Source organism: Pusillimonas sp. ANT_WB101, assembly GCF_008369125.1.
Taxonomy (GTDB): domain Bacteria; phylum Pseudomonadota; class Gammaproteobacteria; order Burkholderiales; family Burkholderiaceae_B; genus Allopusillimonas.
Map to the genome: position 1 here is coordinate 1,445,902 of NZ_VOAY01000001.1, position 22,317 is coordinate 1,468,218.

Here is a 22,317-nt window from a genome sequence, read left to right on the forward strand (position 1 = left end):
TTCTGCTCCAATCCTGCTCCAAATTGCGCCAATGGCATACCCCATCGAAATGACCAATTTTCATTCAAATTAGTCACTTAACCATTTGATTTTAAAGATTAAGTTAGTTGATTGCGTGGGCGCTTTCGTGTAAGATTGTACTTACTGCATCAGGGCAGTGTTTTTTCATTAACTCATTGGCCTGTGCTGGCAGCAACTATGCGCCCTAACCTGTTGATCTATATAGTTCCCAGTGACGCCCACCGGAGCTAAAAGCTTGTAGAATATCGGTTCAGGGGACGTAGCTCAGCTGGGAGAGCGTCGCGTTCGCAATGCGAAGGTCGGGAGTTCGATCCTCCTCGTCTCCACCAGTATTAAAATCCTGACCGCTATCGGTTAGGATTTTTTTTGCCCAGAGCGCCTGTGTTGGCGGGAGTTAGGGGTATTTCCTCTTGAGCGCTGGCGGTTGCATTTCATAACTCGATGGACTGCCCAGCATAATCCCACAGCCGTTATCCCAAAGAAGAGCAATACATCAATAGCAGGCTCAGTCGTTCTCCCGTTCAAACAGACGGCGACACCACACTGGTCTTATCGTAATCTGGTCAGTTAACGTTTATCACACAAGGAGAAGACACCATGCCAGAGTCCCCAATCAGGAAGCCGGTTTCGATGTCTAATTTGAAACTGGGCCGTGCAGAAAATATCAAGGATCAGCTTGCCGAAATAAAATCAGGCACGGGCACGACTGTGCTCAAGTTTGAAGACGGCTACGTGCCCAAAGGCAAAGTCGTTGAATTTCCCAAGCAACCGTTGGTATTGAAGTTTCAGCCGACGGCCTATCGATCGCTAGAGCCCAAGGAACTAAAAGCCTGGCAGGCGGAAATTACCGAGCGTACAGGTGCCAAGCTCGATGCCGAAAACGGCACTGTTACGTTCTGTGGAAGCGATGGCGCGCCAGCAGCCCGCTCTGATTCCGACATAGAAACAGCCGCCAGCGCCAAGGCTAAAGCTGAAGGCTCCTCAGGGCGTATGCGGCCATGGGATGCGCTGCCAATAGTGCTTGATTTCCCGCCATTAGCCTATGAAGTCGTAGGACCCAGCCAATTCAAAGACTGGGTTGGCGAACTCCAAAAACAGTTCGGTGTCACGTTCGACATCGGCACTGGGCATGGGGGCACAATTACGTTTTGCGGCCGTGGCGGCAGTGGCGCGGCGGGCCGATGCGACTGCGATGACGAATAAACGTGACCGCTAAGCAAACTGTGGGGATCTTCTCTCATCATGACGATCTCCACGCCCACCTGGTGGCCGATCACATCCGGAAACTTGGCCACCGTTGCCATCATATTGCTACCGATAGGTTGGCTTATAGCCGCTCTTTATCCTGGTCCTCTGACCGGGCACTGGCCGAAATTCGCGATATCAACGGTCAGCTCGTGCTTCCACGAGACGTACACACGGTCTGGTGGCGACGCGTAATGGCGGGCCCAGCTTTTGACGAAGGCGTGGGCGCCAGTGCGCGTGCGCTTATCCCCACCGAGTGCCGCACGGCCATGACCGGCCTGATGTTTGCAGACTTCCAGGGGCGTTGGGTCAATGACCCAGCCGCTGAAGTCAGGGCCGATAATAAGCTGGTGCAACTGAGGGCCGCGATCAGGGCCGGGCTTACGGTACCTAAAACCCTGGTCAGCGCCGATCCAGAGCAGATCAGAGCTTTTGTCGAGCAAGAGGGTGACCAGGCCATCGTGAAGGTGGTGCGCGGCACATCGGAATTCTCTATTCCCACACGGCGGATCACCGCTGCCGACCTTACTGATGACGCGGCCCTTGTAGCCTGTCCGGCTATTTACCAGGCCCTTATTGAAGGCGAGGCGCATCTAAGAGTGCACGTTTTCGGCCAACAGGCCACAGCCATCCAACTAGAATCCACCCACCTGGACTGGCGCCCTGATCTGCAGGTTCCGATGCGGCAGGTGGCATTGTCAGACTCACTGGTCTCACGTTTTATTGGGCTGGTGCACGATCTTGGCTTGGCCATGGGTATTATCGATGCAAAAATCAACCAAAACGATGAGATCGTTTTCTTGGAAATAAACCCGCAAGGACAGTTTCTGTTTATGGAAGGTTTGACCGGCGTGCCGCTTTCTTCGTACATGGCCGACTTCCTGACGGCATCGCATGGATAGTTTGTTAGGCATGGATAGGCGTTCGACAGTACACCGTGCCACGCGTATACCTTCACGATTCATCTGCATCCAGACTTTGCGCGTACCGTAGCCGCGAAAGTTCTGCTCCCATATTCGATAGATCTGCGGCTTCAGTTGTTCGTCCTTACGCGCCCGCTGGCTGCGTAGCTGTGGTTGTCGCCCCCTGGCGGCATGTCGCCTGACCTGCAACACCCTCAAAGATGCTGAGCACGCCAAGTTCAAGACTGAGCCCGACACTTCGCTGAGCGTTGCGAGGGACTATGCACCAGCAATGCAGTTCACCTTGGCTGCCCTGATGCTGCGATGTATCAAAGAGGTAGTATTCTTATCAACAGCAGTCGCAAACTAAACTTCTAAGAGGTTAAGAATTGACAGACTCAACACACAAACTATCTCGTTATCTGCTCGGTTTTGCGGCAGGCTTCGTTGCAGTACTTGTCTTTCACCAAGCAATGTTGACGTTGCTCCATAGTGTTCACTTCGTTTCATTTGCGCCCTTTCCCCTTGCTCCGACAGCACCATTTGGTGTGCCAAAAATCTGGTCACTGGCTTTCTGGGGCGGTATTTGGGGCTTGGTGTTTGTCCTGCTTGAGTGTAAATTCCCTCGTAACCTGCTCGCCTACCTGATAACCGCAATCGTGTTTGGCGCGGTCGGCCCAAGCTTGGTAGCGTGGTTTGTGGTGTCACCATTCAAGGGCCTGCCTATGGGCGGGGGCTTTCACTCCGCTGGCGTGATAACCGCTTTTCTCGTCAATGGCGCTTGGGGGTTGGGTACAGCTATCTTTCTACTAGCAACGGCTGGGCGGCTGATAGCTGCATAAGAGCGGAACGGCCAGAAGCGCTAAACTACGCCATTTCCCCGCTATTCCTTACCATCTTGCTCGGAGATTTCTTCCCAGTTCAGCTCACTACCCCACTACCAAGATTTAAATCCTGACCAGTTTCGGCTGGTTTTTTTTTCTGGAGAGACTCTGTTGAAATTCTCTCCAGAGCCCTATTTTCCGAACATAGATCCGCCCGGCAAAAGTTTTTCTATCCCTGGCAGATAGAGCGGTTCGCCAACTCGCTCTCCGCGGCTCATGAAATCTAGCAGGCTGTCACTGTTTTGCGTTTGCGCCGAGGTGATATTTATAAAACCTGTTACATCACCATATTCTTGCCTGTGATCTTCACGATTTGACCGCGATACGCGAAAGTTGAATGTGCCAGACAAGTGATCGAGCCTGGCGTGCTCCAGAGTCAGCTCACCGACATCGCAGCCTCTTTCGTTGAAACTGCATGATGTCCAACCTGAACCGGGCTCCTCGAAATCGGCCGACGGGCTTTCTGTAAATGGTTTCATTTGTTGTACTAGACGTAAAATATCCGCCTCGGTGATATTGTCCGTATCCATTTTCGGAAGCTCTAGCGTTGCAGCAAAGTTACGCACTGTATCCAACGCATCCCCCATTGACTCTGGGGTGATGGTGATGGAGAAGTGCCGCCCTGTAACTTTTTGGGCTACAGGCTGCCGGCCGGGCAGCGTCACGCTAAACATTACGTTGCAGCTTCCCTCTGCATTCGTTCCATACAATTTAGCCTGCACATAAGTTTCGTCTTTGCGTCGAATCTCTTTAGCAGCCTGCGTGACTTTGTCGTTAACATCGCCGTTCTCAATCATGGACTGCATGCTGGCTTCAAACCGTCTACGTTCTTGCTGAATAAGCTTTAGTTCTGCATCGGGCCCCTTAGCATGCGCGTCCAACTCGGCGCGATCAAGGTCGCTTTCGAGATTCTTCAGCCCTTGCGGCAACATGCGTTCCAGTTGATCGGCGTGACCATCAGGCGTAATAATCGTAAACGACGCACGAGCATCATCGCCGCCCAAGCATGTCCAGTACTTGCCTGGGCCGCTAATTTCAAAACCTGGCGGAAGCTCACCAGCAATAGATTGGTTTGAAGGCCCAGTTTTTTCACCGTAAAAGCCTTCAACTTCAACCCTTAAAGTGAATTCTGCTGGTTGCGTAGCTGCCGCGTCGTGCGCCACGTTAGCAAGTCGCACAAAGTATTCAAACTCGCCCTGCTCATTAGGCGCATCCAGGTCGGTACGGCGTGTGTAACTGTATGGACTATCTGGATCAATTGGACGGGCAATCACCTCGTTGCCTACAATCAGATGCAGCCCATCCCGGCTGCTTTGTTCTGGGGATTCGAGAACGAACCGAACGGTATACGGCATAGGCGTGGTATGGGTCGGAGGCTGAATCCGAAACCGCCATACTCGTGTTGCCACCGGCTCAATCAGATCGTTTGCCTGGATACTTGTAAGCTCATTTTTCTTGGTATTTTTAGCCTCGCCTTTAGCCTTGCTTTTAAGCTCGTAGAGTGATGGCACCGTCAATACAACGTTTTCAACGTTTTCGTAGAACTCGTCTACATCTAAATACTGCGCTACAAACTGGGGGTACAACGCATAAAGCCCGCCATGATAAGGAGCAATGGCATTCAGCTTTTGCGCTGCCTGCTTTAGACCAGCATCTACCTTAGCCAAACCCGTTCCCCGCCAACCACCTTTCTGCTCAAATATATATCGTAAGTAAGCAGTGCGACGCCAGTCCCGTGGATCCTTACTGCCAAGCATATTGCCTACGGCGTACCAAAAATACCAGGTTCCATAGGCACATTGCCATGAGAAATTCCCGCTCGGGGTTTTGGTGGGGGTGTAAGGTTTGAACCTGCCCCAATCCAACGGCTGGTCAAAGAAACGGGCCCAAGTGATCCGTGGTGATCCCTTAAGCCCATGACCATAGGTGTATGCGTGCGTCCGTTCCATGTATTGAATTTGCACGGCTGAGGCGGAGCCTTCCGTTAGCCAATCATCAGCGGTCTCATCGTCGTAACATTCTTGGGGTCCAGGCTCCTCAGTGGTGGCGTAGTTGTAATACTCTGGATTCGCTTTCTGAATACCATGAAACAGCTCATGCACGGCAGACGCCTCGAAAAGCTCTTCTACCGATCCAGTCGGCTTTAAAAAGCCACGATGCGTAGACAGCATCATTTTGCCGCTTGAGCCATGAGTTGAACTTTGTGTTAATGGATTTGCGTTTAGAAAACCCACATAGCGTTCGCCACCCTCAAAACTCAAACGACCTTCTTCATTCAACTGGTAAGGTGCCTGGAAAGACATGGATTGAAACCAGAAACTAGCGTGCTCCAAGCTTTCTTTGTATTTTTGCGCAAAGATCTTGCGCTCGCCTATAGGCGGCTGTGCCCCGAGCGAGGGGTCATCAAGAATCGTCCAGATCGTTGTTGGCCATTTGGCATACGCTGGGTTACTTGCACCAAACATAAGAACGACTAACGCCAGCAGATAACGCATGGTGCGATTCCAAAAAATATGTACGCCAAATCAGCGTGATTGAACAGTAGCCTGCTGCTGGATCGAGACAATACGCGAAAAATATCCGCTTGAGTTCGAACCAACGTTGACACCGCTGATTTCGACCGGGGCTGTGCGATAACGCCAGATGTTTAGGGGTCAGGAAAACTCGACCCTAAGCCGCACAAGTTGGTCCAGCTGGATAAGTGCCACCTTGGTGACGAAGAGTAGCCTATCGCGCATAACGCCCGCCAGCACATTACGGCCAGCCTCAGATGATAAAATACCAACGAGGCGAAAGCCCTATATTCCGCCGTTTCGGCTGAAAAGGAAATCTCATGCATAAAACCCTGCATACAGTATTGCTGGCGTCGGCACTGTCAGTTTGTCTGGCTACCCCCGCGTGGTCGTCGGGCTTGATGGACAGCATCAAAAGTCAGGCAACAGAAAGCCTGGGCGGTATCACAGCGCCTCAATCGACGTCGGGAACAAGCGCAATGGGTAGCACTAGTGGTTTGGGTGGTTTGGGTGGCGCTAGCGGCTTGGGTGCGGCTCTGGGCCTGCCCAGCATCGCGGGCGATACAGCCGGCAATGCGGCGGGGGTGCTGCAGTATTGCATCCAGAACAAATACCTGGGTGGCACTGACGCCGCCAGTGTTAAAGACAAGCTACTGAGCAAAGTGGGTATAGGCGGCAAGCAAGAACAGCAGCAAGATAGCGGCTATCAGCAGGGGCTGGCTGGCATGCTGTCGGGTAGCGGTGGTTCTACCTTCGATCTGGGCAAGCTCAAGAGTGATCTAAAGGACAAAGCCTGCAGCTATGTGCTTGATAACGCTTCATCGCTTCTGTAAAGGCTTCCCCACGCGGGGAAACCGTTCGGTTCACCAACATTCAAGCCCTGGTTAGTATCAGTCGGGTGATCCCGCAGCAGCAGCAAATTTCTGCAAACGCAGCCCTTGGGCACGGGCCTCTGCCAGCAATTGATTCCAGTCATCTGGCGGATGCCCGCTTCCCAACATCTTGCGAAACACCCGGTAGGCGTCGTCGTTGCTCTCGTAGGCGCGTTCGGTGTCCTCGTCGTTGACCCACACAAACACGATCACCTTGCTTGCTGCGTGATAGCGGAAAAAAAGCTGGTACTGCTGAAAGAACTTGGCTCTGAACCAATGCTTGTAGCTGCTACCTAGCGAATTGCCCTGCCGGTATTCTGGCCGTGTCGGGTCTTGCGGGATGACGTCAAACGCCAGCGTGGTGATCGCCGCCAGTCGCTTGGTGGCGTTCTTCTTTACGTACCCGGCAGCATCCTTTTTCTTGAACGCCTTAACTTGCTGCGTCAAGGCTTCAAGTTGCGCACGAAACAGCGGATGGGCAAATACTGTCCAGCCATGAAACTGCAAGGGTGTGGGCTTGCCCGAACTCACTCATCCTCCGCCGACAAGGGGGCATCGAGATCAACCTCTGTATCGCCGGTGAGTAATTTTAGGCGCTGAATAAAGCTGGCGTCGACGGCCTGGAGTCGGTGTGGGTGTGTGGCGATATCGTGCGCCAGGAACCCTAGGAAAGCGCCAAGGACAGGGTCGGCTTGCTCAGGAGGCTTAACGCGCGTCAGCACGACCTCACCGCCGGGGCGAATGGTGTACTGAATTTTGTCGCGCTTACTTAACCCCAAGGCGCGGCGCACGGTTTCTGGCACCGTGGTTTGGTAGCGGTCAGTCAGCGTGGATTCAACTTCGAGGGTGGCAGCCATGGCGCGCTCCGGTTAATGCAGTAGATTTTGACCAGAATAATGCACTCGCATTGTCACGGCAATGCATTGGCATTGTCTAGGTCAATATTCATATCTTTACCATGATGGGTTGATTGACTTATCTGAACCAAGAATGTTGACGGGAATTTTTGGCTGGAGATTAGATGCCGCAATCATTGGCGGTTAACCACTCGGCAATGTCTACGTTAACCGCACAATGTTGTCTTGACCAATATACGTATAGCTCCATATACTGAAATCTCATTGGTTAAATATCTATCGGATAAACAATGAGCGACCTGATGCCACACCTGCAAAAGACGAGTGTTCCCCTGAACCCGTCGCTGGCAGTGTGGCATTTTTTCCCTTACCAGGCGCGGCGCTGGTCGGTTGCCTGTATTGCGTCAAAAAAGGGTTGTCTTATTTATCAGATGCGGCACTTTGCCCGCACGAGATGCACCATAGCGACTTTCGCGCGCTGGCGGTGCCTGCCAACAGTACTCAGGATCGGCGTCAGGTCGATTCGAAAATGCTGGGTGTCTGCCGCCAATTCGTTTTCAGGTTTCCCCCCACGTGTAGTCCCTCGCTGTGCAAAATGCTTTCTTGCATCAGCGCAACGGGCAGGCGTGTATGACTGCGTCAGTGGCACTGGCGCGTCAACGCGATGCATGCGGTGATCGCTTCCTGATACGAACATGACGCCCCAAGCCGCCGATCATCCCGCACGGGTTTCGGATGGTAGGGTACTCATGATGTCATTACTCCCATGAAACACGTTGTTTTGCGCGCTACACCCTGGTGTCTGGCGCTACTGTTGACGGCCTGCGGCGAAAGCAAGAGCGAGGCACCGGCACCCCCACCACCGCTGGTTGGCGTGGTGACTGCGCAGGCGGAGAACGTGCCACTCGTTAAAAATTTGGTCGGCCGTCTGTCGGCGTTTCGCAGCGCCGACGTGAATGCCCGGGTTGCAGGCGTATTGCTCAAGCGTGCTTACATTGAAGGCAGTGAAGTGAAGAAGGGGCAGCTGCTGTTCGAAATTGATCCGGCGCCCCTGAAAGTTGCGCTGGCCAGCGTTACGGCGCAACAGGCCAAAGATCAGGCGAGCCTCGATCAGGCGCGAGTAGACCTCGCACGCTATCAAAAGCTGAATCAGCAAAAAGCGATTGCCGAGCAAATTTACGCCAACCAGAAGTTCCTGGTGCGGCAAGATGAAGCGACCGTTCAGACCGACCAAGCGTACGTGCAAACAGCGCGTATCAATCTGGGTTACGCCTATGTCACATCGCCCATAGATGGTCGTGCCGGCCAACAGCAGGTTACCGAGGGGGCGCTGGTGGGTCAGGGTTCGGCGACCTTGCTTACGACGGTGAGCCAACTGGATCCGCTGTACGTCAACTTTACGATCGGCGCGAATGATCTGAACGCGTTGCAGACGGCGGCTGAACATGGAGACATTCAGCTGACTGAATCTAGCAAGACCACGGTCAAGGTCACGCTGCCCGACAGCACGCCCTACCCTGAGCTCGGTACCGTGGATTTCTCGGCACCCACGGTCGATCCCTCTACCGGATCAGTCACCTTGCGTGCGCTGTTACCTAACTCAAAATTCAAACTACTTCCGGGCATGTATGTCAATCTGCAGTTGGCGCTAGGTCAACGCCATGACGCGTTTCTCATTCCGCAAGCTGCGGTGCAGCGCGACATCACAGGCCCTTATGTGCTGGTGGTGGATAAGAGCGGCAAGGTCTCACACCGCAACGTGACTACGAATGACACACAGGGCGTTAACTGGGTCATCACATCTGGCCTGGATATGGGGGATCAGGTGATTGTTTCGGGGGTGCAGGTGGTGCAGATTGGTGCACAAGCCCGGACGGAGCCGTGGCAGCCAGAGGCATCGACTGCTACGACAGCGGACGCTGCCTCGGCACCCTCTAAAACCGCTGGCGACCAGTAATGGAATTTTGACATGTCGAATTTCTTTATTGATCGGCCCATTTTTGCTTGGGTGATTGCCATCCTGATCACGCTGGGCGGTGTGCTGGCGATCAACAATCTCGGCGTACAGTCGTACCCCAATATTGCGCCACCGCAGGTTTCGGTCGTCGCTCACTACCCTGGTGCCAGTTCCAGCACCGCCGAAGGTTCAGTGACTGAGGTGATTGAGCAGCAACTTACCGGCATTGACAACCTGCTGTACTTTAATTCGTCGACAAGCTCCAACGGCCGTGTGGCGATCACGCTAACCTTTAAACCTGGCACCAATCCCGACATCGCTGCAGTACAAACGCAGAATCAGGTCTCGCGGGCTGAGCCGCTGTTACCTCCGGAGGTGCTTGCACAGGGTATTGTTGTCGCCAAGACCAACCCAGACACGTTGATGGCCATCGGCTTACGCTCGGATAACCCCGCCATCGGCCGGGACCGCCTGAACGACATCGTCGCCTCGCAGGTGCTGAACCCAATTTCACGCGTACCCGGCGTGGGGACGGCGAATCAGTTCGGTGCCGAATATGCCATGCGGATCTGGTTGAACCCAGAGAAAATGCACGGTTATGGCCTGTCGGCGACCAACATAATCAACGCGCTGCAAGCGCAGAATATTCAGGTGGCAGCCGGAACATTGGGCGCAGACCCGGCCGTCAAGGGCTGGGGCTTTACCTCCAACGTGGCCGGTGAGGGCCTGTTTTCAACGCCAGAGCAGTTTCTCGACACCATTTTGCGTGCCAACTCCGATGGCACGGTGGTCAAGCTCGGGGACATCGCAACAGCAGACTTTGGGCCCCGAAGCTACGGCTTCGACACCATTTACGACGGTAAGCCGATCGGTGCCTTTGCGATCCAGACCTTGCCTGGTGCCAACGGCCTGGCCGTTGCCAAGGCCGTGCGCGCAGAGATGGTGAAGCTGCAGGCGGGCTTCCCCGAAGGGGTGAGCTGGTTTGTTCCTTACGACACGACAACCTTTATCAAAATTTCTATCCAGGACGTACTAACGACACTGGCCGAGGCCCTGGTGCTGGTGTTTCTGGTGATGCTGCTTTTTCTGCAAAACTTTCGCGCCACCATCATCCCCGCCATTGTGATCCCTGTCGCACTGCTGGGGGCTTTTATTGGCATGGATGCGCTGGGGTTCACCGTCAACCAGCTTAGTTTGTTCGGCATGGTGATGGCCATTGGCATCGTCGTGGATGATGCCATCGTTGTCATCGAGAACATCGAACGCATCATGACCGAGGAGGGTTTATCGCCCAAGGAGGCGGCTCGCAAGGGTATGAAGGAAATCTCGGGCGCTGTGGTTGCCATCACCGCCGTGCTGCTGGCGGTGTTTGTGCCTTCGGCGTTGCAGTCGGGTTCAACCGGCATTATCTACCGTCAGTTTGCGCTAACGATCGCGGTGTCGATGTTCTTCTCGGCGTTTCTCGCGCTGACGTTCACGCCGGCACTATGCGCAAGCTACCTGAAACCGGAGCACGAGCGCAAAAAAAATCTGCTGTATCGTAAATTTAACGACGTATTCGGCTGGACGCATCGTACCTACATTGGTCATGTGGGCCACGCCGTGCATCATGCTCCACGCTGGATGGTTGTGTTTCTCGTGGTAGTGCTGGCGGCCGGGTTTCTTTACGTCAAGCTACCGGGTAGTTTCCTGCCGCAAGAAGACCAAGGCTACTTGCTGGCGATGGTGCAATTGCCGCAGGGCGCGACCAAGCAGCGCAGCGAAGCCGTGATGGACCAAGTATGGGGCGTGCTGCAAAAGGAACCTGAGGTCGAGCACGTAATGCAAATCATCGGCTTTAGCCCCGTTGGCTCGGGTGAAAACAACGGCATGGCGTACATGCAGTTGACGGACTGGGGTAAGCGCACGCTTTCTGCGGAGCAGTTGATCCCAAAGCTGAACGCAAAACTGCACAAAGAGATTCGCGATGCGTCTATTGTCGTCGTCAACCTGCCCACCGTGCATGGTCTCGGGCAGTTTGGTGGTTTCGACATGTACCTCGAAGATACCGGTGGACTCGGACGCACCGCCCTTAATCAAGCGCTCGAGACGGTGCAGAATAAAGCCAAGGAAAACAAGGTGCTGGTCAATGTGCGGCCCAACCAGCTGCCGCCGACGCCTCAGCTCGATTTCACGATCGATCGCGTGCAGGCCGCCTCGATGGGGCTTTCCGCCACCGACGTCGCCAATGCGGCCAGCCTGATGCTCGCGCCCACCAATGCTGGCCAGATGTTTGCAGAGGGGCGTGTAAAGTTTGTGATGCTGCAGGCGGCCGCGCCGTATCGTATGGACCGCTCTGCATTCGATGATTTCTACACGCCCAGTAGTACGCAGAAGAACGCTGACGGCACGCCGGCGATGATACCGATTTCCAGCGTGATCAAGAGCCACTGGTCGCTTGTATCGCCTTCTTTGGCGCGTTTTAATGGGAACCCGGCGATCGAGGTGGTGGGCGACGCGGCCCCCGGCTATGCGTCGGGCGAGGCAATGGATGCGATGCAAAGCATCATGACGCATGACCTACCGCAGGGCTTTGGCTTCGACTGGACAGGCCAGTCGTTTCAGGAAGTTGCATCGAGCAGCGGTGCGCCCATGCTGATGGCACTGTCCATCTTGGTGGTGTTTCTGGCGCTTGCTGCCTTGTATGAGAGTTGGTCAGTACCGGTCGCCGTGCTGCTTATCGTGCCACTCGCGCTGCTTGGCACAGTGCTATTTACGATGGGGCGCGGCCTCTCCAATGACGTGTTCTTCAAGATCGGGCTGGTGACCGTAATCGGCCTGGCGGCCAAGAACGCGATTCTGATCATCGAGTACGCCGTTGCGGCACGCAAGGAAGGAAAAACCCTGCGTGAATCGGTGCTGACCGCAGCACAGTTGCGCTTTCGGCCTATCCTTATGACCTCGTTCGCGTTCATTCTTGGCGTGTTCCCGCTTTTTATTTCCAGCGGCGCTGGCGCTAACGCGCGTCATGCCATCGGTACCGGCGTGATCGGCGGCATGCTGTTTTCCACGATTTTCGGGTTACTGCTGATTCCGGTGTTTTACGTGATCGTGCGCCGCATTGTTGGCGACAAACTCGATGGCGCGGGTGTGCAGAAAGAAAGACCGCCGACGGACACGTGATGTGATTTTTGAAATTTTGCTCGAGCCTGGGTGCCGGGCACTTAGCCTATCGGAACCGTTTTTGTGCGACGTTTTCAGGATGGGGTTGCCTTCCTGGAAGCAGCGCATCAGGATTATTGTCCGGTAGAGTCGTAGAGTAGTGAAACCCAAGTTTGACCATGTCCTACCTCAACGTATGATAGATTGGATAGATTGCACCCACGCATGGCACTCAGCGGCTATGACAGCCAGCACGGTTTCATGCCTGCTGATTTCATCTTGCATCAATTTCGGGGAAAAACATGGGCATTACCGCAATCATTGTTCTTGTCATACTGGCCATAGTCGTCATCTATTTTATCGGTATCTACAACCGGCTCATCGCTCTGCGAAACCGGTACAAAAACAGCTTTGCGCAAATCGAAGTGCAGCTCAAGCGTCGCTACGACCTGATCCCTAACTTGGTGGAAACGGCTAAGGCATATTTAACGCATGAGCGCGAAACGCTCGAGGCCGTGGTCGCCGCACGCAATACCGCTGCCAAGGGTCTGCAGGCAGCTGCCGCCGACCCTGGCAACGCCACTGCCATGGGGCAGTTGGCCGGTGCAGAAGGCGCCTTGAACAACGCCATGGGTCGTCTTAACGTGGTAATGGAAGCCTACCCCGACTTGAAGGCTTCGCAAAACATGCAGCAATTATCCGAAGAACTCACCAGCACCGAGAACAAGGTGGCCTTTGCCCGCCAGGCATTCAATGACACGGTCATGGCCTACAACACCTACAAGCAAAGCTTCCCGCCGGTTCTGGTGGCAGGCGCCTTTGGGCACTCAGCTGACGCTGCTTTGCTCGAGTTTGAAGACAGCAAAGAAATTCAAGCGGCGCCAAAGGTCTCGTTTTAAACGAGCCCGCCATGAATTTTTTTGAACAGCAAGAGCGCGCCAAGCGTAATACCAGCAAGCTGGTTGTGCTGATGTGCCTGGCGGTCATTAGCCTCGTCGCGATTTCGTCGGTAGCCGTCGCGGCGATTCTGGCTTTACTTGGTCAGCGCGATCCGAACGCCCCCTTCATGCCAGGAAGTTGGTTTGCGCAAACAATTGCCCTGCTCGACTGGCACTTGGTCGGCACCATATCGGTGCTGGTCATTGGGGTGGTCGTGGCCGGAAGTCTGTTCAAATACTTGCAGCTACGCGGCGGCGGCAAAGCGGTAGCTGAATCCCTTAATGGCCGCCCCATCAACCCGGGCACCATCGATCTCGAAGAACGGAAGATTCTTAATGTTGTAGAAGAAATGGCGATTGCATCGGGCATCCCTGTTCCACCCGTGTACGTGTTGGAAGATGAAAGCATCAATGCCTTTGCGGCTGGTCACACGCCACAGGATGCGGTTATCGGTGTTACCAGGGGCTGCATCCGGTTGCTTACCCGCGATGAACTCCAGGGCGTAATCGCCCATGAATTTAGCCACATTTTTCATGGCGACATGAAATTGAACACCAATTTAGTGGCAACACTAAACGGCATTCTGCTTCTTGGTCTAGTGGGCTACATTTTGCTGCGCAGCGCGCCGTTCAGACGCAGCAACTCCAAAGACAATTCAGCACTTATCATGCTGGCCATCGGCGTGGTGCTGATCGTAGTAGGCTTTGCCGGAACGTTTTTCGGCAACCTGATTAAATCTGCCGTTAGCCGGCAACGCGAGTTTCTGGCCGACGCGTCATCAGTGCAATTTACCCGCAACCCCGATGGCATCGCCAATGCCCTGAAAAAAATCGGAGGCTATCAGGCAGGATCTAAGATCCACGCTGCAAACGCGTCTGAGTACAGCCATATGTTCTTTAGTCGCGCTATTGGCGGCGCATTTAGCACTTTTATGGCCACGCACCCGCCCTTAGAACAGCGCATCCGCCGTGTGCAGCCCGATTGGGACGGCCGCTTCACGTCGCCACAGTTACAGCCCGCCGATGCAGCAATGCCCGACAGTGATCGCTCTCGCGCCGTTCGCGGGGTGTTGGGCGCAGTAGCCGCCGGTACGCTGGCCGGCGGCCAGTTGCCAGCACACACGACGCCATTGCAGGCCAACGCTTCGCAGGACGCCATTGAGGCCATTGGCCAGCCCGGCGCCGAGCATTTCGCCTATGCCCAGCAAGCCATCGCAGCGCTTGAACCCGAATTGCGCGCAGCCACCCATGATGCTTACTCTGCACGAGCCCTAATTTATGGCTTGTTGCTGGACGCATCCGAACCCGTGCGGTCCAGCCAGCTGGCCGCACTGGAGCAGCATGCCGAACCGGATGCGTATCGATATGTGCTGAAACTATCAGCCAAACTCGCGGCAATGGATCCGCGCTTGCGTCTGCCATTGGTGGCGCTTGCCTTGCCCGCGCTCAAACAGTTATCAAGTACGCAATACACCAACTTTAAAAGCTGCCTGGGCCAACTGATTATGGCCGACAAGCAGGTCAGCCTTATGGAGTGGGCGTTATACCGTATTGTGGTTCATAACATAGAGCCACCACCCCGCAGTCCGAACAAAGCCGCGCTTGGCAACTTGCGCGACGAGTGCCAGGTTTTGTTATCGGCACTTGTACATGCCGGCCATATGGATGACAGCGTGGCGCAGGCTGCCTTTGATGCTGCTGCGTCCAGCCTGCCATTCAAAGACTTGACACTGCTGCCACGCGATGCCCTGTCGGCAGCGGCACTGGAAACCGCTGTCATCCATTTATGCAACGTTGCACCGTCTGAAAAACGAACGCTGATTCAGGCACTGGCGCGAGCCGTCGAACATGATGGATTTGTCACGGTAACGCAGGCGGAGCTGCTGCGAGCCATCGCCGACTCGCTGAACTGTCCACTGCCACCGCTGCTTGCAGACGTGCACGCTATCTTATAGGTATCGCCATTGTTTAGAGACCTGATTGACGATCTTGACGACTACTCTGTAGAACCGGACATGCTTTTGGATGTGCCCTTCGTGCCCACCGATGAGGCTGTGATCGAGGCCATGTTGAACCTGGGTGAAGTCGGCCCCGCCGATTTACTTTACGATCTGGGTTCGGGTGATGGCCGTATTTTGGTCGCAGCCGCACGAGATCGCGATACTCGCGGCATCGGAGTAGAAATTGACCCGCTTCGAATTGCCGACGCGTTCGACTACGCTGCACACACTCGCGTTGAGTATCTCGTTGATTTTGTTGAGGACAGCATCTTCACCGCTGACATCAGCGACGCTACGGTAGTAACGCTGTATCTTCTTGATTCCATTAATGTTCAATTACGGCCTCGACTTCTACGAGAGCTGCGCCCCGGTACCCGCATCATTTCACATGCCTTTGATATGGGCGACTGGAAGGCGGATGAGCGCGTCGAGTTCAGCGGCACCAAGATCTACAAATGGATTGTGCCCGCTCAAGTTGCCGGCGTATGGGAATGGAATGGGTACGACGGCACGCCGTATCGCGTGGAGCTACAGCAAAAATACCAGGAAGTCACAGGGCGCGCCTGGGTGGCAGACGCAGTAGCCGAACTGAAAAATGCAACGCTCTGTGGTGCGTCGCTAGAGCTGGCAATCCAGGAAGGCGGCGCAACGTCACCCACCACTTTCACGCTGAGTTTCGAGAATAACGATTTGCAGTCCATCGTTGAGAATGCGTAAGCGGCCTTAAAAGGCCGCTAGAAACAAACCTGAGCCACCGTACTACCAGTGGTCTAAATAAGACGACAAGCCTCGCCAAAATTAAGCTGTGATCCCGACTATAGCCGAGTTCCAGAAGCCCTGACAGCAAACTGTTGCCAGCGCGCCGTGCTGGAGGCATGTAAGTAGGCCCTCGCAGAATACGCTCGCAAAAACGGTGATCAAGTCGGACAAAATTTAAATCTTGAATGGATACCCGAAGCGACGTTCCAATGCCCCAGACAAATTTCATTTCAAGCCTAAATATTCTGTATACTCGTTTGTCCAAAAAGATTAAAAAAGAAGGGGACGATGAAGCATGGAAATGAAGCGTAGAGATTTCGTTAAAGGGTGCGCAGCGGCCTGCGTTATGCTGCTGCCAGGCGTTACCTACGCTGCAGTTGGCAAACACTCAAACAAGGCATCACCCTCCAGTGCCGGTATGCACATCGAGAAATCGATCAAGGCGAGCTTTGGCGGTGGCTTCTCGGTAAAGTCTCATCGCCAATCAAACGGGCTGACCCACGCCGACATCGAGCATTTTGGTACCCAGTACGCGGTCACTTCTGCAGACTTGCTAGACTGGAAAATCGTGCGCTCCGTTTGAGCGAGCTACGCACTGCATCGTCATTTCCCATCAGCTTGCCGCTATCCGGGGATAAAAACCTCTGGCTATCCTTCGGTGAGCCGCTCTTTTCGCATCAATTTAACAAGAACAATTCACAGAGGAGATAAGCCGTGTCCGAGAAGATCACGAGCATACGCATCCACCCCGGTATTGGCATTGCCCGCATGGGAGACAGCGACGAGTTTTATATCGGCCCTGAAGCGCCGGGCGTCGTGGTGGATCCGGGCGGTAACGATGGGCCAGGGCCAAACGGTGGAACCTACCGCGACAACCAGGCACGGTTAAAACGCCAGGCCCAGCGTTATCGGGTGTATGCCTATGATGCCAACGACAAGATTGTTGCAGAACTCACGTCGGATTCGGATCTGGTGCAATCGCTGCAATGGCGCGTTCATGTCAGAAACATGAAGGCGGCAAACTATGCGTTTCAGGGCGCGTACTTGTTTGACCCGGACGCGTTGCGAAACCCCTCCATCCAACCTGGCAAGAAGCCTGTCGAGCGTGATCAGCTCATTATCGACCCCGGTGTGCATACGATCGCTTCCGGGCAATCAGGCCCCGTAGTGATGAAGGGTGATGTTTTTACGGGCATTGAAAAAGGTACATTACCCGGCGAACTGCGCTTCGAAGGTTTTACGCCAAAAGATGCATCGAAAGACGTTGATGTCACTTACGCAGCCGCCAAAGATATCGAACTGGGGCAGCTTCGGCTCGACGCAAAAGATCGTCTACTCTTTGTTCCATCGCCCGGAAAAGGCGGATGTGTTACGACACCCAAGGTAGTCTTGTCAAACCCGAGTGAAACCGTTAACCCTCCCAACGGCCCAAGCAACGGCAAGAACCCGCTGACAAACCAATTTGGTTATTTCAATATTCCAGGCTGGTGGGACGATACCTGTGGCGGCGAAATAGACGCCACGGTCACGCTTAAAGACGGCACGATCTTAAGCACACGTGATAACGTGAAATCAGCAACGGATGAAGGCACAAGAAACCCGCAAGCCGGAGCATGGATTGTTACTGCACCACCTAAATTTGCGCCGCATATGTACCACGTAGTGTCGATTCTGGATCGCGTGTACGAGACGTTTCCTGATGCCTACCCTTACGCCGGGCAGAAGACAAACTTTTACCGCGATGTGTATCCGATATTCGCCAATGCGGTTAATTATGGTTGGGTAAGTGCCGAGGCGTCAGGGGTTCAGGCCGAAACCAAGGGCATCGCCCATGGCCCCAAACAGCCAGGCAACGTGCTCAACCCGGGGTATATTTCGGTGCTGGCTGACCCAAGCGACAGCAGCAAGCCGTTAAGACAAAGAATCTATAGCCTGATGCGCCATGCACCCGGAAAGCGCGGACGCCTGGTTGATTCGCTACTACCCGCCCCTCCGCAACGACCGACCAGCTGGAAGAACGAAGAATTCCAGCGTACCGAAGACGACACGAAAATGCCCAAGCTTTGGGGCACGGCAGGCAAGCCATTACAAAACCAGCAATTGGGCAATAACTTTCCTGACCAGTTCTTGAGCCTGACCGACTGGCAGTTGAATCACATGAAAAACTGGGCAGACGGAGACTTCGAGGTCGGCACCTTGCAAGAACCCGTTGCCCTGGAACAATTGCCGTTGACGGAGCAACCACATGCACTCGATAGCTCGGCACTTCAACCGACCATTGGTGGGGGCTTTCACCCGGGTATTGAATTCCCGTACTTGATACTTTATCAAGAGTATTTTGCCGAGGCGTTTCGTGTAGGCAAAGACATCGAGCCAGGTTCAGTGGCTGCCTATATGTCCAGCCCTTGGCAGGGTGACTTCTGGTCGTGCAACGTAGCATGGTGGCCAACACAGCGACCAGATGTGGTTTTTGAATACGATCAAAACAACCAGACCAGAACCTATAAAGAGTGGTTTCGTGGCTACGATGCTGACGGCGAACCACTCTCTTCCACCGATGGCTACGACCAGATGGAATATGCGTGGTCGAAGCTGGGCATGGTGCTCCCCATCAAGACCGATGACGGCAGTTTATTGAAGGACAACGGCTCGACTGTGTTCGTCGAGCAAGAGCGTCATCCTGCACTGAACCGGCCACCCGTTAAAGGAAGCTGACGCTTGCTGCCGATCCAAGACGACCAGCCCGACACGCTATGGGACGTTGTTGTTATCGGCGCCGGACCGGCGGGCGCAGCAACCGCCATTACGCTGGCCAAATTTGGCCAGCGTGTATTGTTGGTGGAGGAGCGAATAACCTCCAGCTTCAAGCTGGGAGAATCACTGCCACCAACATCCATCGGTCTGGTTAAACATTTTCTGGGTGATCTTGCAGATTCAGATCCAAGCCTTCCCGGCCTGTTCAGAACCGCAGGCAATGTGTCGGTTTGGGCGAACGAGCAGCCCGATGTCACTGACTTTTTTTTCACGCTGACTGGCTTTGGTCTGAACATTAACCGCCTGGCATTCGATGAGGCCCTGCGGTCAAATGCCGTTGCAGCCGGAGCCACCTTGCTCAGCGGCGTTCGCTTTGAGTCTTGCGCACCTATCGCTAGCGCTGCCAGCAATTGGCAAGTGAGCCTAAGCTCAGGCACGCAGACGCAGACGCATCGCGCAAGATATCTTGTCGACTGTTCAGGTCGACGGGCCGTTGTCGCCAGGGCGCTGGGTATACAGACGGTCGACAACAGCGACCAATTGTTCGCCTACGCGCAATGGTTTTCTTGCGCCGGCGAAGATAATGACCGCTATACCCGGGTCGAGGCTGCACCATACGGCTGGTGGTATAGCAACCGCCTGCCAGGCGCTGAAGGCAATGAAACCCAGAGACTGGTGGTTTTGCACTCTGACAAGGACTTGCCCGCAGCCAAAACGGCGGCCCGTCAACAAGGCTTTGACCAGTTGTTGGACGAGTCGACGCATATCGCACCTCTACTTAAGGCCAAAGGCTATCGCCCTTGCGGGGCTATCAAAGGTGCCCCGGCCAACAGCCAGCGATTGCAAGAATTTTGTGGTGAAGCGTGGATGGCGGTGGGCGATGCGGCGCAAGCTTATGACCCGCTATCGTCGCAAGGCATGGACAAAGCACTGAGCACAGGCAGTTACGCCGGACACATGATCCACTACGCCTTGACAGACTGTGCGCAGGGCTCGACCGGACTGGACAGTCGCAATACATACGTTAATCAGTACGCTGAGCAACAGGGTCAACTTTGGCAAGCGTATGTCACGCAACGAGACTACTACTATGGCATTCAGCCCCACTGGCGTGATGAACCGTTCTGGCAACGCCGGCGACACCTCACAACGCTCCGTAGGGCAAGCTTGGGCTAGTTTGCTCTAGCAGCATGCTGTACCAGAAATGGCCGCCTGATCACAGCCTGCTGCACCAAGCACGTAGTGCTTGAGGCCGCCCGATGCCGGGTGTAATATTGAACGACCCAGCCTACCCGGCCATCAGGTGTAGAGGCGCTTCTGAACACAGGCCCCTCGCAGCAACAGTTTGGCGCAGCACACGACCAAACCAGTCCAAAACCCGGTTTTAAAAGTAGTCACCCGAAATTCGGATAAGCAATAAAGAGGGTTGGCAATGACTGGCAGCATTTCTCAGAAAGCATTTCGTAACTCCAGCTAAGCTTTTTTTCAGGAACCCGAAGCGACGCAACGGGGATCAGAAGAAAAGTCGAAATCGGAGACACAAATCATGTGGAAGCTCTTACGTCTTGCTGCTCTCATTGCGATGACGATGCAAACTGCGACGGGGTGGGCGCAAGACAGTGCACTCATGGTGCGCGGCAAATACCTGATGAAAAGTGTGGTGGCCTGTGGCAATTGCCACGTGGCACGAAGCAGCAAAGGCGAACCGTTGTTCAGCAAGGGGCTATCTGGCGGCATGCTGTTTGAAGACCCCGCATTCAAAGCCTACGCACCCAACATCACCCCGGATACCAAAACCGGTATCGGCACATGGACCGACGCGCAACTTGGCAAGGCGATACGCGATGGCATCCGGCCCGACGGAAGCGTAATCGGGCCACCCATGCCCATCTACTTTTACCGAAACCTGTCCGACTCGGACTTAGCCGCGATTATCGCGTACCTTAAAGCCCAGCCGGCTGTACAGAACGTTGTTGAAAAATCAACCTACCACATGCCATTGCCAACCAGCTACGGCCCGCCTGTAGGCCATGTGAGCACGCCCGCGTCGACCGACACCCTGCTTTACGGCGAATACTTGAGCAACATTGGCCATTGCATGGATTGCCATACACCACGCAATAACAAAGGTATGCTCGTCCTCGCCAAACTGGGCGCGGGCGGTCAGGCCATCCAGGGGCCTGGCGGAGAAGTGATTACGCCCAACCTGACCCCGGCCCCAAGCGGGTTAAAGAGCTGGAGTGATAAAGAAATTGACCATGCTATCCGCACGGGGATTTCCAAAGACGGTAGCCACCTTCAGCCCGTCATGGCGTTTGATTGGTACAAGAATATCAGCAACCCCGATATGGCTGCCATCATCGCTTACTTGCGCGCACTGAAACCAGAGCCGTTCGGAGGTAAATAACCTGTTTACATGCAGGTTCACAAACATGCGCACACTACCCTGTAGGTGGCCGGGGTACCGTTTAATGTGACCTTGTCTCTGGAGCTTCGATAGATACATTGCCTTGAGTGGTATGGCGTTTAAGCGCACAGGAGACAACAACTAAAGCTCAAGCAGCAATGGCTTGTCTGCACCATAGCGTTTTCAAAGTAACGGCCAAAAACAACGATTGAGGAACAGTATGAAAATAAAATCCGCCATCGCCACACTTGCCATCGCCACGGTACTACCGGTCAGCTCGGCATGGGCACAATCGGCCGACGAACTGGCATTTCAGCAATTGGGTGCAGCGCTGAAAGCCGATGATGTAGAGAGGCAATCTGCCATCAAAACCTGTGTAGAACAAGGCATTGGAGAAAACCCGGCAGGGTTGGCAAAACTTATGGGTGTTCCGGTCGAGCAAGCTACCGTGGCATGGTGTGCACGCACAACCAATGGCATCGCACAGGGCAAGCTTAACTGGGCTGACATCAGTGCGTTAAACCAGGGCACCGTTACGCCCAATGCACACAGCGTGCTTACGACTACGTCAGATGGTCATTGAAAAATTCAGGAAGGTGCTGATCTCAGAACTTCAACGTGGCTTTTCGGGATCGATAGGCTCATGGCTGAACGCCCCTACATCTTGGGGCTGAAGGGTTTCTGAATATGAATCATTTTGGCCAGCATGGCTTTGCAAAAACGCACTCACTTGGCATGGTTCGTTAAGGTGTATTTCGGCCAGCATAGTTCGGGTCATGGTAGCCGCGCGAGCCTGCGATTGAGGGGACATACTCGACCGTAAATTAGAAAATTTACTAGTCATTGATCAGACATCAACTTCGAAGTTGCTCCAGAAGCTCATCGTAAAACCTTGCAGCGCAGGAAACGCGCGCTTCATACACACCACCATTTCCAGTTTTATCGCCGCCGTTCAGAAAAATTATAGCGCCAAGAAGATACTTAGCTAACCACCGTGTACACGGCTGTTACAGCGCTCGTAGCATGGGCCACAACATCACATTGTGGCCCGTGCCATTAATATCGAT

17 protein-coding genes, 1 tRNA gene and 1 pseudogene are annotated in these 22,317 nt (G+C 54.4%); 15 read left to right on the top strand and 4 right to left on the bottom strand.

Features of this window, described 5'->3' with window-relative positions; all coding sequences use genetic code 11:
- Positions 1 to 274 precede the first annotated feature (274 nt).
- From FQ179_RS06520 to FQ179_RS22640, 3 genes are all read left to right on the top strand, one after another.
- A tRNA-Ala gene (locus tag FQ179_RS06520) sits at positions 275 to 350 on the top strand.
- 301 nt (positions 351 to 651) lie between these two features.
- On the top strand, positions 652 to 1,224 hold the full coding sequence (locus FQ179_RS06525) for a hypothetical protein (protein ID WP_149396407.1): 573 nt from the start codon (positions 652 to 654) through the stop codon (positions 1,222 to 1,224).
- Between the two features lie 2 nt (positions 1,225 to 1,226).
- Positions 1,227 to 2,168 carry a RimK family alpha-L-glutamate ligase gene (locus FQ179_RS22640; protein ID WP_255474921.1) on the top strand — a complete coding sequence of 314 codons (942 nt, stop codon included), beginning with the start codon at positions 1,227 to 1,229 and terminating at the stop codon, positions 2,166 to 2,168.
- A gap of 15 nt (positions 2,169 to 2,183) precedes the next feature.
- On the opposite strand, the pseudogene FQ179_RS22645 reads toward FQ179_RS22640, so the two are convergent.
- A pseudogene (locus FQ179_RS22645) lies at positions 2,184 to 2,384 on the bottom strand (IS3 family transposase); the annotation flags it as partial.
- 173 nt (positions 2,385 to 2,557) lie between these two features.
- Between FQ179_RS22645 and FQ179_RS06540 the strand changes: the two are divergent.
- Positions 2,558 to 3,010, top strand: a complete 453-nt coding sequence (locus tag FQ179_RS06540; RefSeq protein WP_149396410.1) for a hypothetical protein — start codon at positions 2,558 to 2,560, stop codon at positions 3,008 to 3,010.
- Between the two features lie 173 nt (positions 3,011 to 3,183).
- On the opposite strand, the gene FQ179_RS06545 is transcribed toward FQ179_RS06540, so the two are convergent.
- Positions 3,184 to 5,547, bottom strand: a complete 2,364-nt coding sequence (locus tag FQ179_RS06545; protein ID WP_149396411.1) for a hypothetical protein — start codon at positions 5,545 to 5,547, stop codon at positions 3,184 to 3,186.
- A gap of 338 nt (positions 5,548 to 5,885) precedes the next feature.
- On the opposite strand from FQ179_RS06545, the gene FQ179_RS06550 reads away from it, so the two are divergent.
- On the top strand, positions 5,886 to 6,398 hold the full coding sequence (locus FQ179_RS06550) for a DUF2501 domain-containing protein (RefSeq protein WP_149396412.1): 513 nt from the start codon (positions 5,886 to 5,888) through the stop codon (positions 6,396 to 6,398).
- Positions 6,399 to 6,455: 57 nt separating this feature from the next.
- Here FQ179_RS06550 and FQ179_RS06555 read toward each other — a convergent pair whose 3' ends face one another.
- Both FQ179_RS06555 and FQ179_RS06560 read right to left on the bottom strand, forming a co-directional pair.
- The gene (locus tag FQ179_RS06555; protein WP_149396413.1) at positions 6,456 to 6,968 is read right to left on the bottom strand and encodes a type II toxin-antitoxin system YhaV family toxin; all 513 of its coding nucleotides are present in this window, start codon (positions 6,966 to 6,968) and stop codon (positions 6,456 to 6,458) included.
- The gene (locus FQ179_RS06560; protein ID WP_149396414.1) at positions 6,965 to 7,294 is read right to left on the bottom strand and encodes a type II toxin-antitoxin system PrlF family antitoxin; all 330 of its coding nucleotides are present in this window, start codon (positions 7,292 to 7,294) and stop codon (positions 6,965 to 6,967) included. The genes FQ179_RS06555 and FQ179_RS06560 overlap by 4 nt, the downstream gene beginning before the upstream one ends.
- A 766-nt stretch (positions 7,295 to 8,060) precedes the next feature.
- Between FQ179_RS06560 and FQ179_RS06565 the strand changes: the two genes are divergently transcribed.
- The 10 genes from FQ179_RS06565 (at position 8,061) to FQ179_RS06610 (ending at position 21,833) form a co-directional block, all read left to right on the top strand.
- On the top strand, positions 8,061 to 9,251 hold the full coding sequence (locus FQ179_RS06565; protein WP_149396415.1) for an efflux RND transporter periplasmic adaptor subunit: 1,191 nt from the start codon (positions 8,061 to 8,063) through the stop codon (positions 9,249 to 9,251).
- 12 nt (positions 9,252 to 9,263) lie between these two features.
- The gene (locus FQ179_RS06570; RefSeq protein ID WP_149396416.1) at positions 9,264 to 12,413 is read left to right on the top strand and encodes a multidrug efflux RND transporter permease subunit; all 3,150 of its coding nucleotides are present in this window, start codon (positions 9,264 to 9,266) and stop codon (positions 12,411 to 12,413) included.
- Between the two features lie 281 nt (positions 12,414 to 12,694).
- Positions 12,695 to 13,291 (top strand): LemA family protein, encoded by a 597-nt coding sequence (locus FQ179_RS06575; RefSeq protein ID WP_149396417.1) that lies wholly within the window; start codon positions 12,695 to 12,697, stop codon positions 13,289 to 13,291.
- 11 nt (positions 13,292 to 13,302) lie between these two features.
- The gene (locus FQ179_RS06580; RefSeq protein ID WP_149396418.1) at positions 13,303 to 15,285 is read left to right on the top strand and encodes a M48 family metallopeptidase; all 1,983 of its coding nucleotides are present in this window, start codon (positions 13,303 to 13,305) and stop codon (positions 15,283 to 15,285) included.
- Positions 15,286 to 15,294: 9 nt separating this feature from the next.
- Entirely contained in the window at positions 15,295 to 16,047 is a 753-nt protein-coding gene (locus tag FQ179_RS06585) for a class I SAM-dependent methyltransferase (protein WP_149396419.1), read from the top strand.
- A gap of 337 nt (positions 16,048 to 16,384) precedes the next feature.
- Entirely contained in the window at positions 16,385 to 16,672 is a 288-nt protein-coding gene (locus FQ179_RS06590) for a twin-arginine translocation signal domain-containing protein (RefSeq protein WP_149396420.1), read from the top strand.
- A 131-nt stretch (positions 16,673 to 16,803) separates the two neighbouring features.
- Positions 16,804 to 18,804 carry a LodA/GoxA family CTQ-dependent oxidase gene (locus FQ179_RS06595; protein ID WP_149396421.1) on the top strand — a complete coding sequence of 667 codons (2,001 nt, stop codon included), beginning with the start codon at positions 16,804 to 16,806 and terminating at the stop codon, positions 18,802 to 18,804.
- 3 nt (positions 18,805 to 18,807) lie between these two features.
- Positions 18,808 to 20,019: an NAD(P)/FAD-dependent oxidoreductase gene (locus FQ179_RS06600; RefSeq protein ID WP_149396422.1), complete on the top strand. Its 1,212-nt coding sequence runs from the start codon at positions 18,808 to 18,810 to the stop codon at positions 20,017 to 20,019.
- Positions 20,020 to 20,389: 370 nt separating this feature from the next.
- Positions 20,390 to 21,250, top strand: a complete 861-nt coding sequence (locus FQ179_RS06605) for a c-type cytochrome (protein ID WP_149396423.1) — start codon at positions 20,390 to 20,392, stop codon at positions 21,248 to 21,250.
- Positions 21,251 to 21,470: 220 nt separating this feature from the next.
- Complete coding sequence (locus FQ179_RS06610) at positions 21,471 to 21,833, top strand: hypothetical protein (RefSeq protein WP_149396424.1); 363 nt, start codon at positions 21,471 to 21,473, stop codon at positions 21,831 to 21,833.
- Positions 21,834 to 22,317 lie beyond the last annotated feature (484 nt).

Bases quoted from the DNA above. Each gene is read 5' to 3' on its own strand.
- FQ179_RS06590 (WP_149396420.1), top strand. From the start codon at position 16,385: ATGGAAATGAAGCGTAGAGATTTCGTTAAAGGGTGCGCAGCGGCCTGC.
- FQ179_RS06610 (WP_149396424.1), top strand. From the start codon at position 21,471: ATGAAAATAAAATCCGCCATCGCCACACTTGCCATCGCCACGGTACTA.
- FQ179_RS06545 (WP_149396411.1), bottom strand. From the start codon at position 5,547: ATGCGTTATCTGCTGGCGTTAGTCGTTCTTATGTTTGGTGCAAGTAAC.
- FQ179_RS06580 (WP_149396418.1), top strand. From the start codon at position 13,303: ATGAATTTTTTTGAACAGCAAGAGCGCGCCAAGCGTAATACCAGCAAG.
- FQ179_RS06550 (WP_149396412.1), top strand. From the start codon at position 5,886: ATGCATAAAACCCTGCATACAGTATTGCTGGCGTCGGCACTGTCAGTT.
- FQ179_RS06575 (WP_149396417.1), top strand. From the start codon at position 12,695: ATGGGCATTACCGCAATCATTGTTCTTGTCATACTGGCCATAGTCGTC.
- FQ179_RS06570 (WP_149396416.1), top strand. From the start codon at position 9,264: ATGTCGAATTTCTTTATTGATCGGCCCATTTTTGCTTGGGTGATTGCC.
- FQ179_RS06525 (WP_149396407.1), top strand. From the start codon at position 652: ATGTCTAATTTGAAACTGGGCCGTGCAGAAAATATCAAGGATCAGCTT.
- FQ179_RS06605 (WP_149396423.1), top strand. From the start codon at position 20,390: ATGTGGAAGCTCTTACGTCTTGCTGCTCTCATTGCGATGACGATGCAA.
- FQ179_RS06560 (WP_149396414.1), bottom strand. From the start codon at position 7,294: ATGGCTGCCACCCTCGAAGTTGAATCCACGCTGACTGACCGCTACCAA.
- FQ179_RS06565 (WP_149396415.1), top strand. From the start codon at position 8,061: ATGAAACACGTTGTTTTGCGCGCTACACCCTGGTGTCTGGCGCTACTG.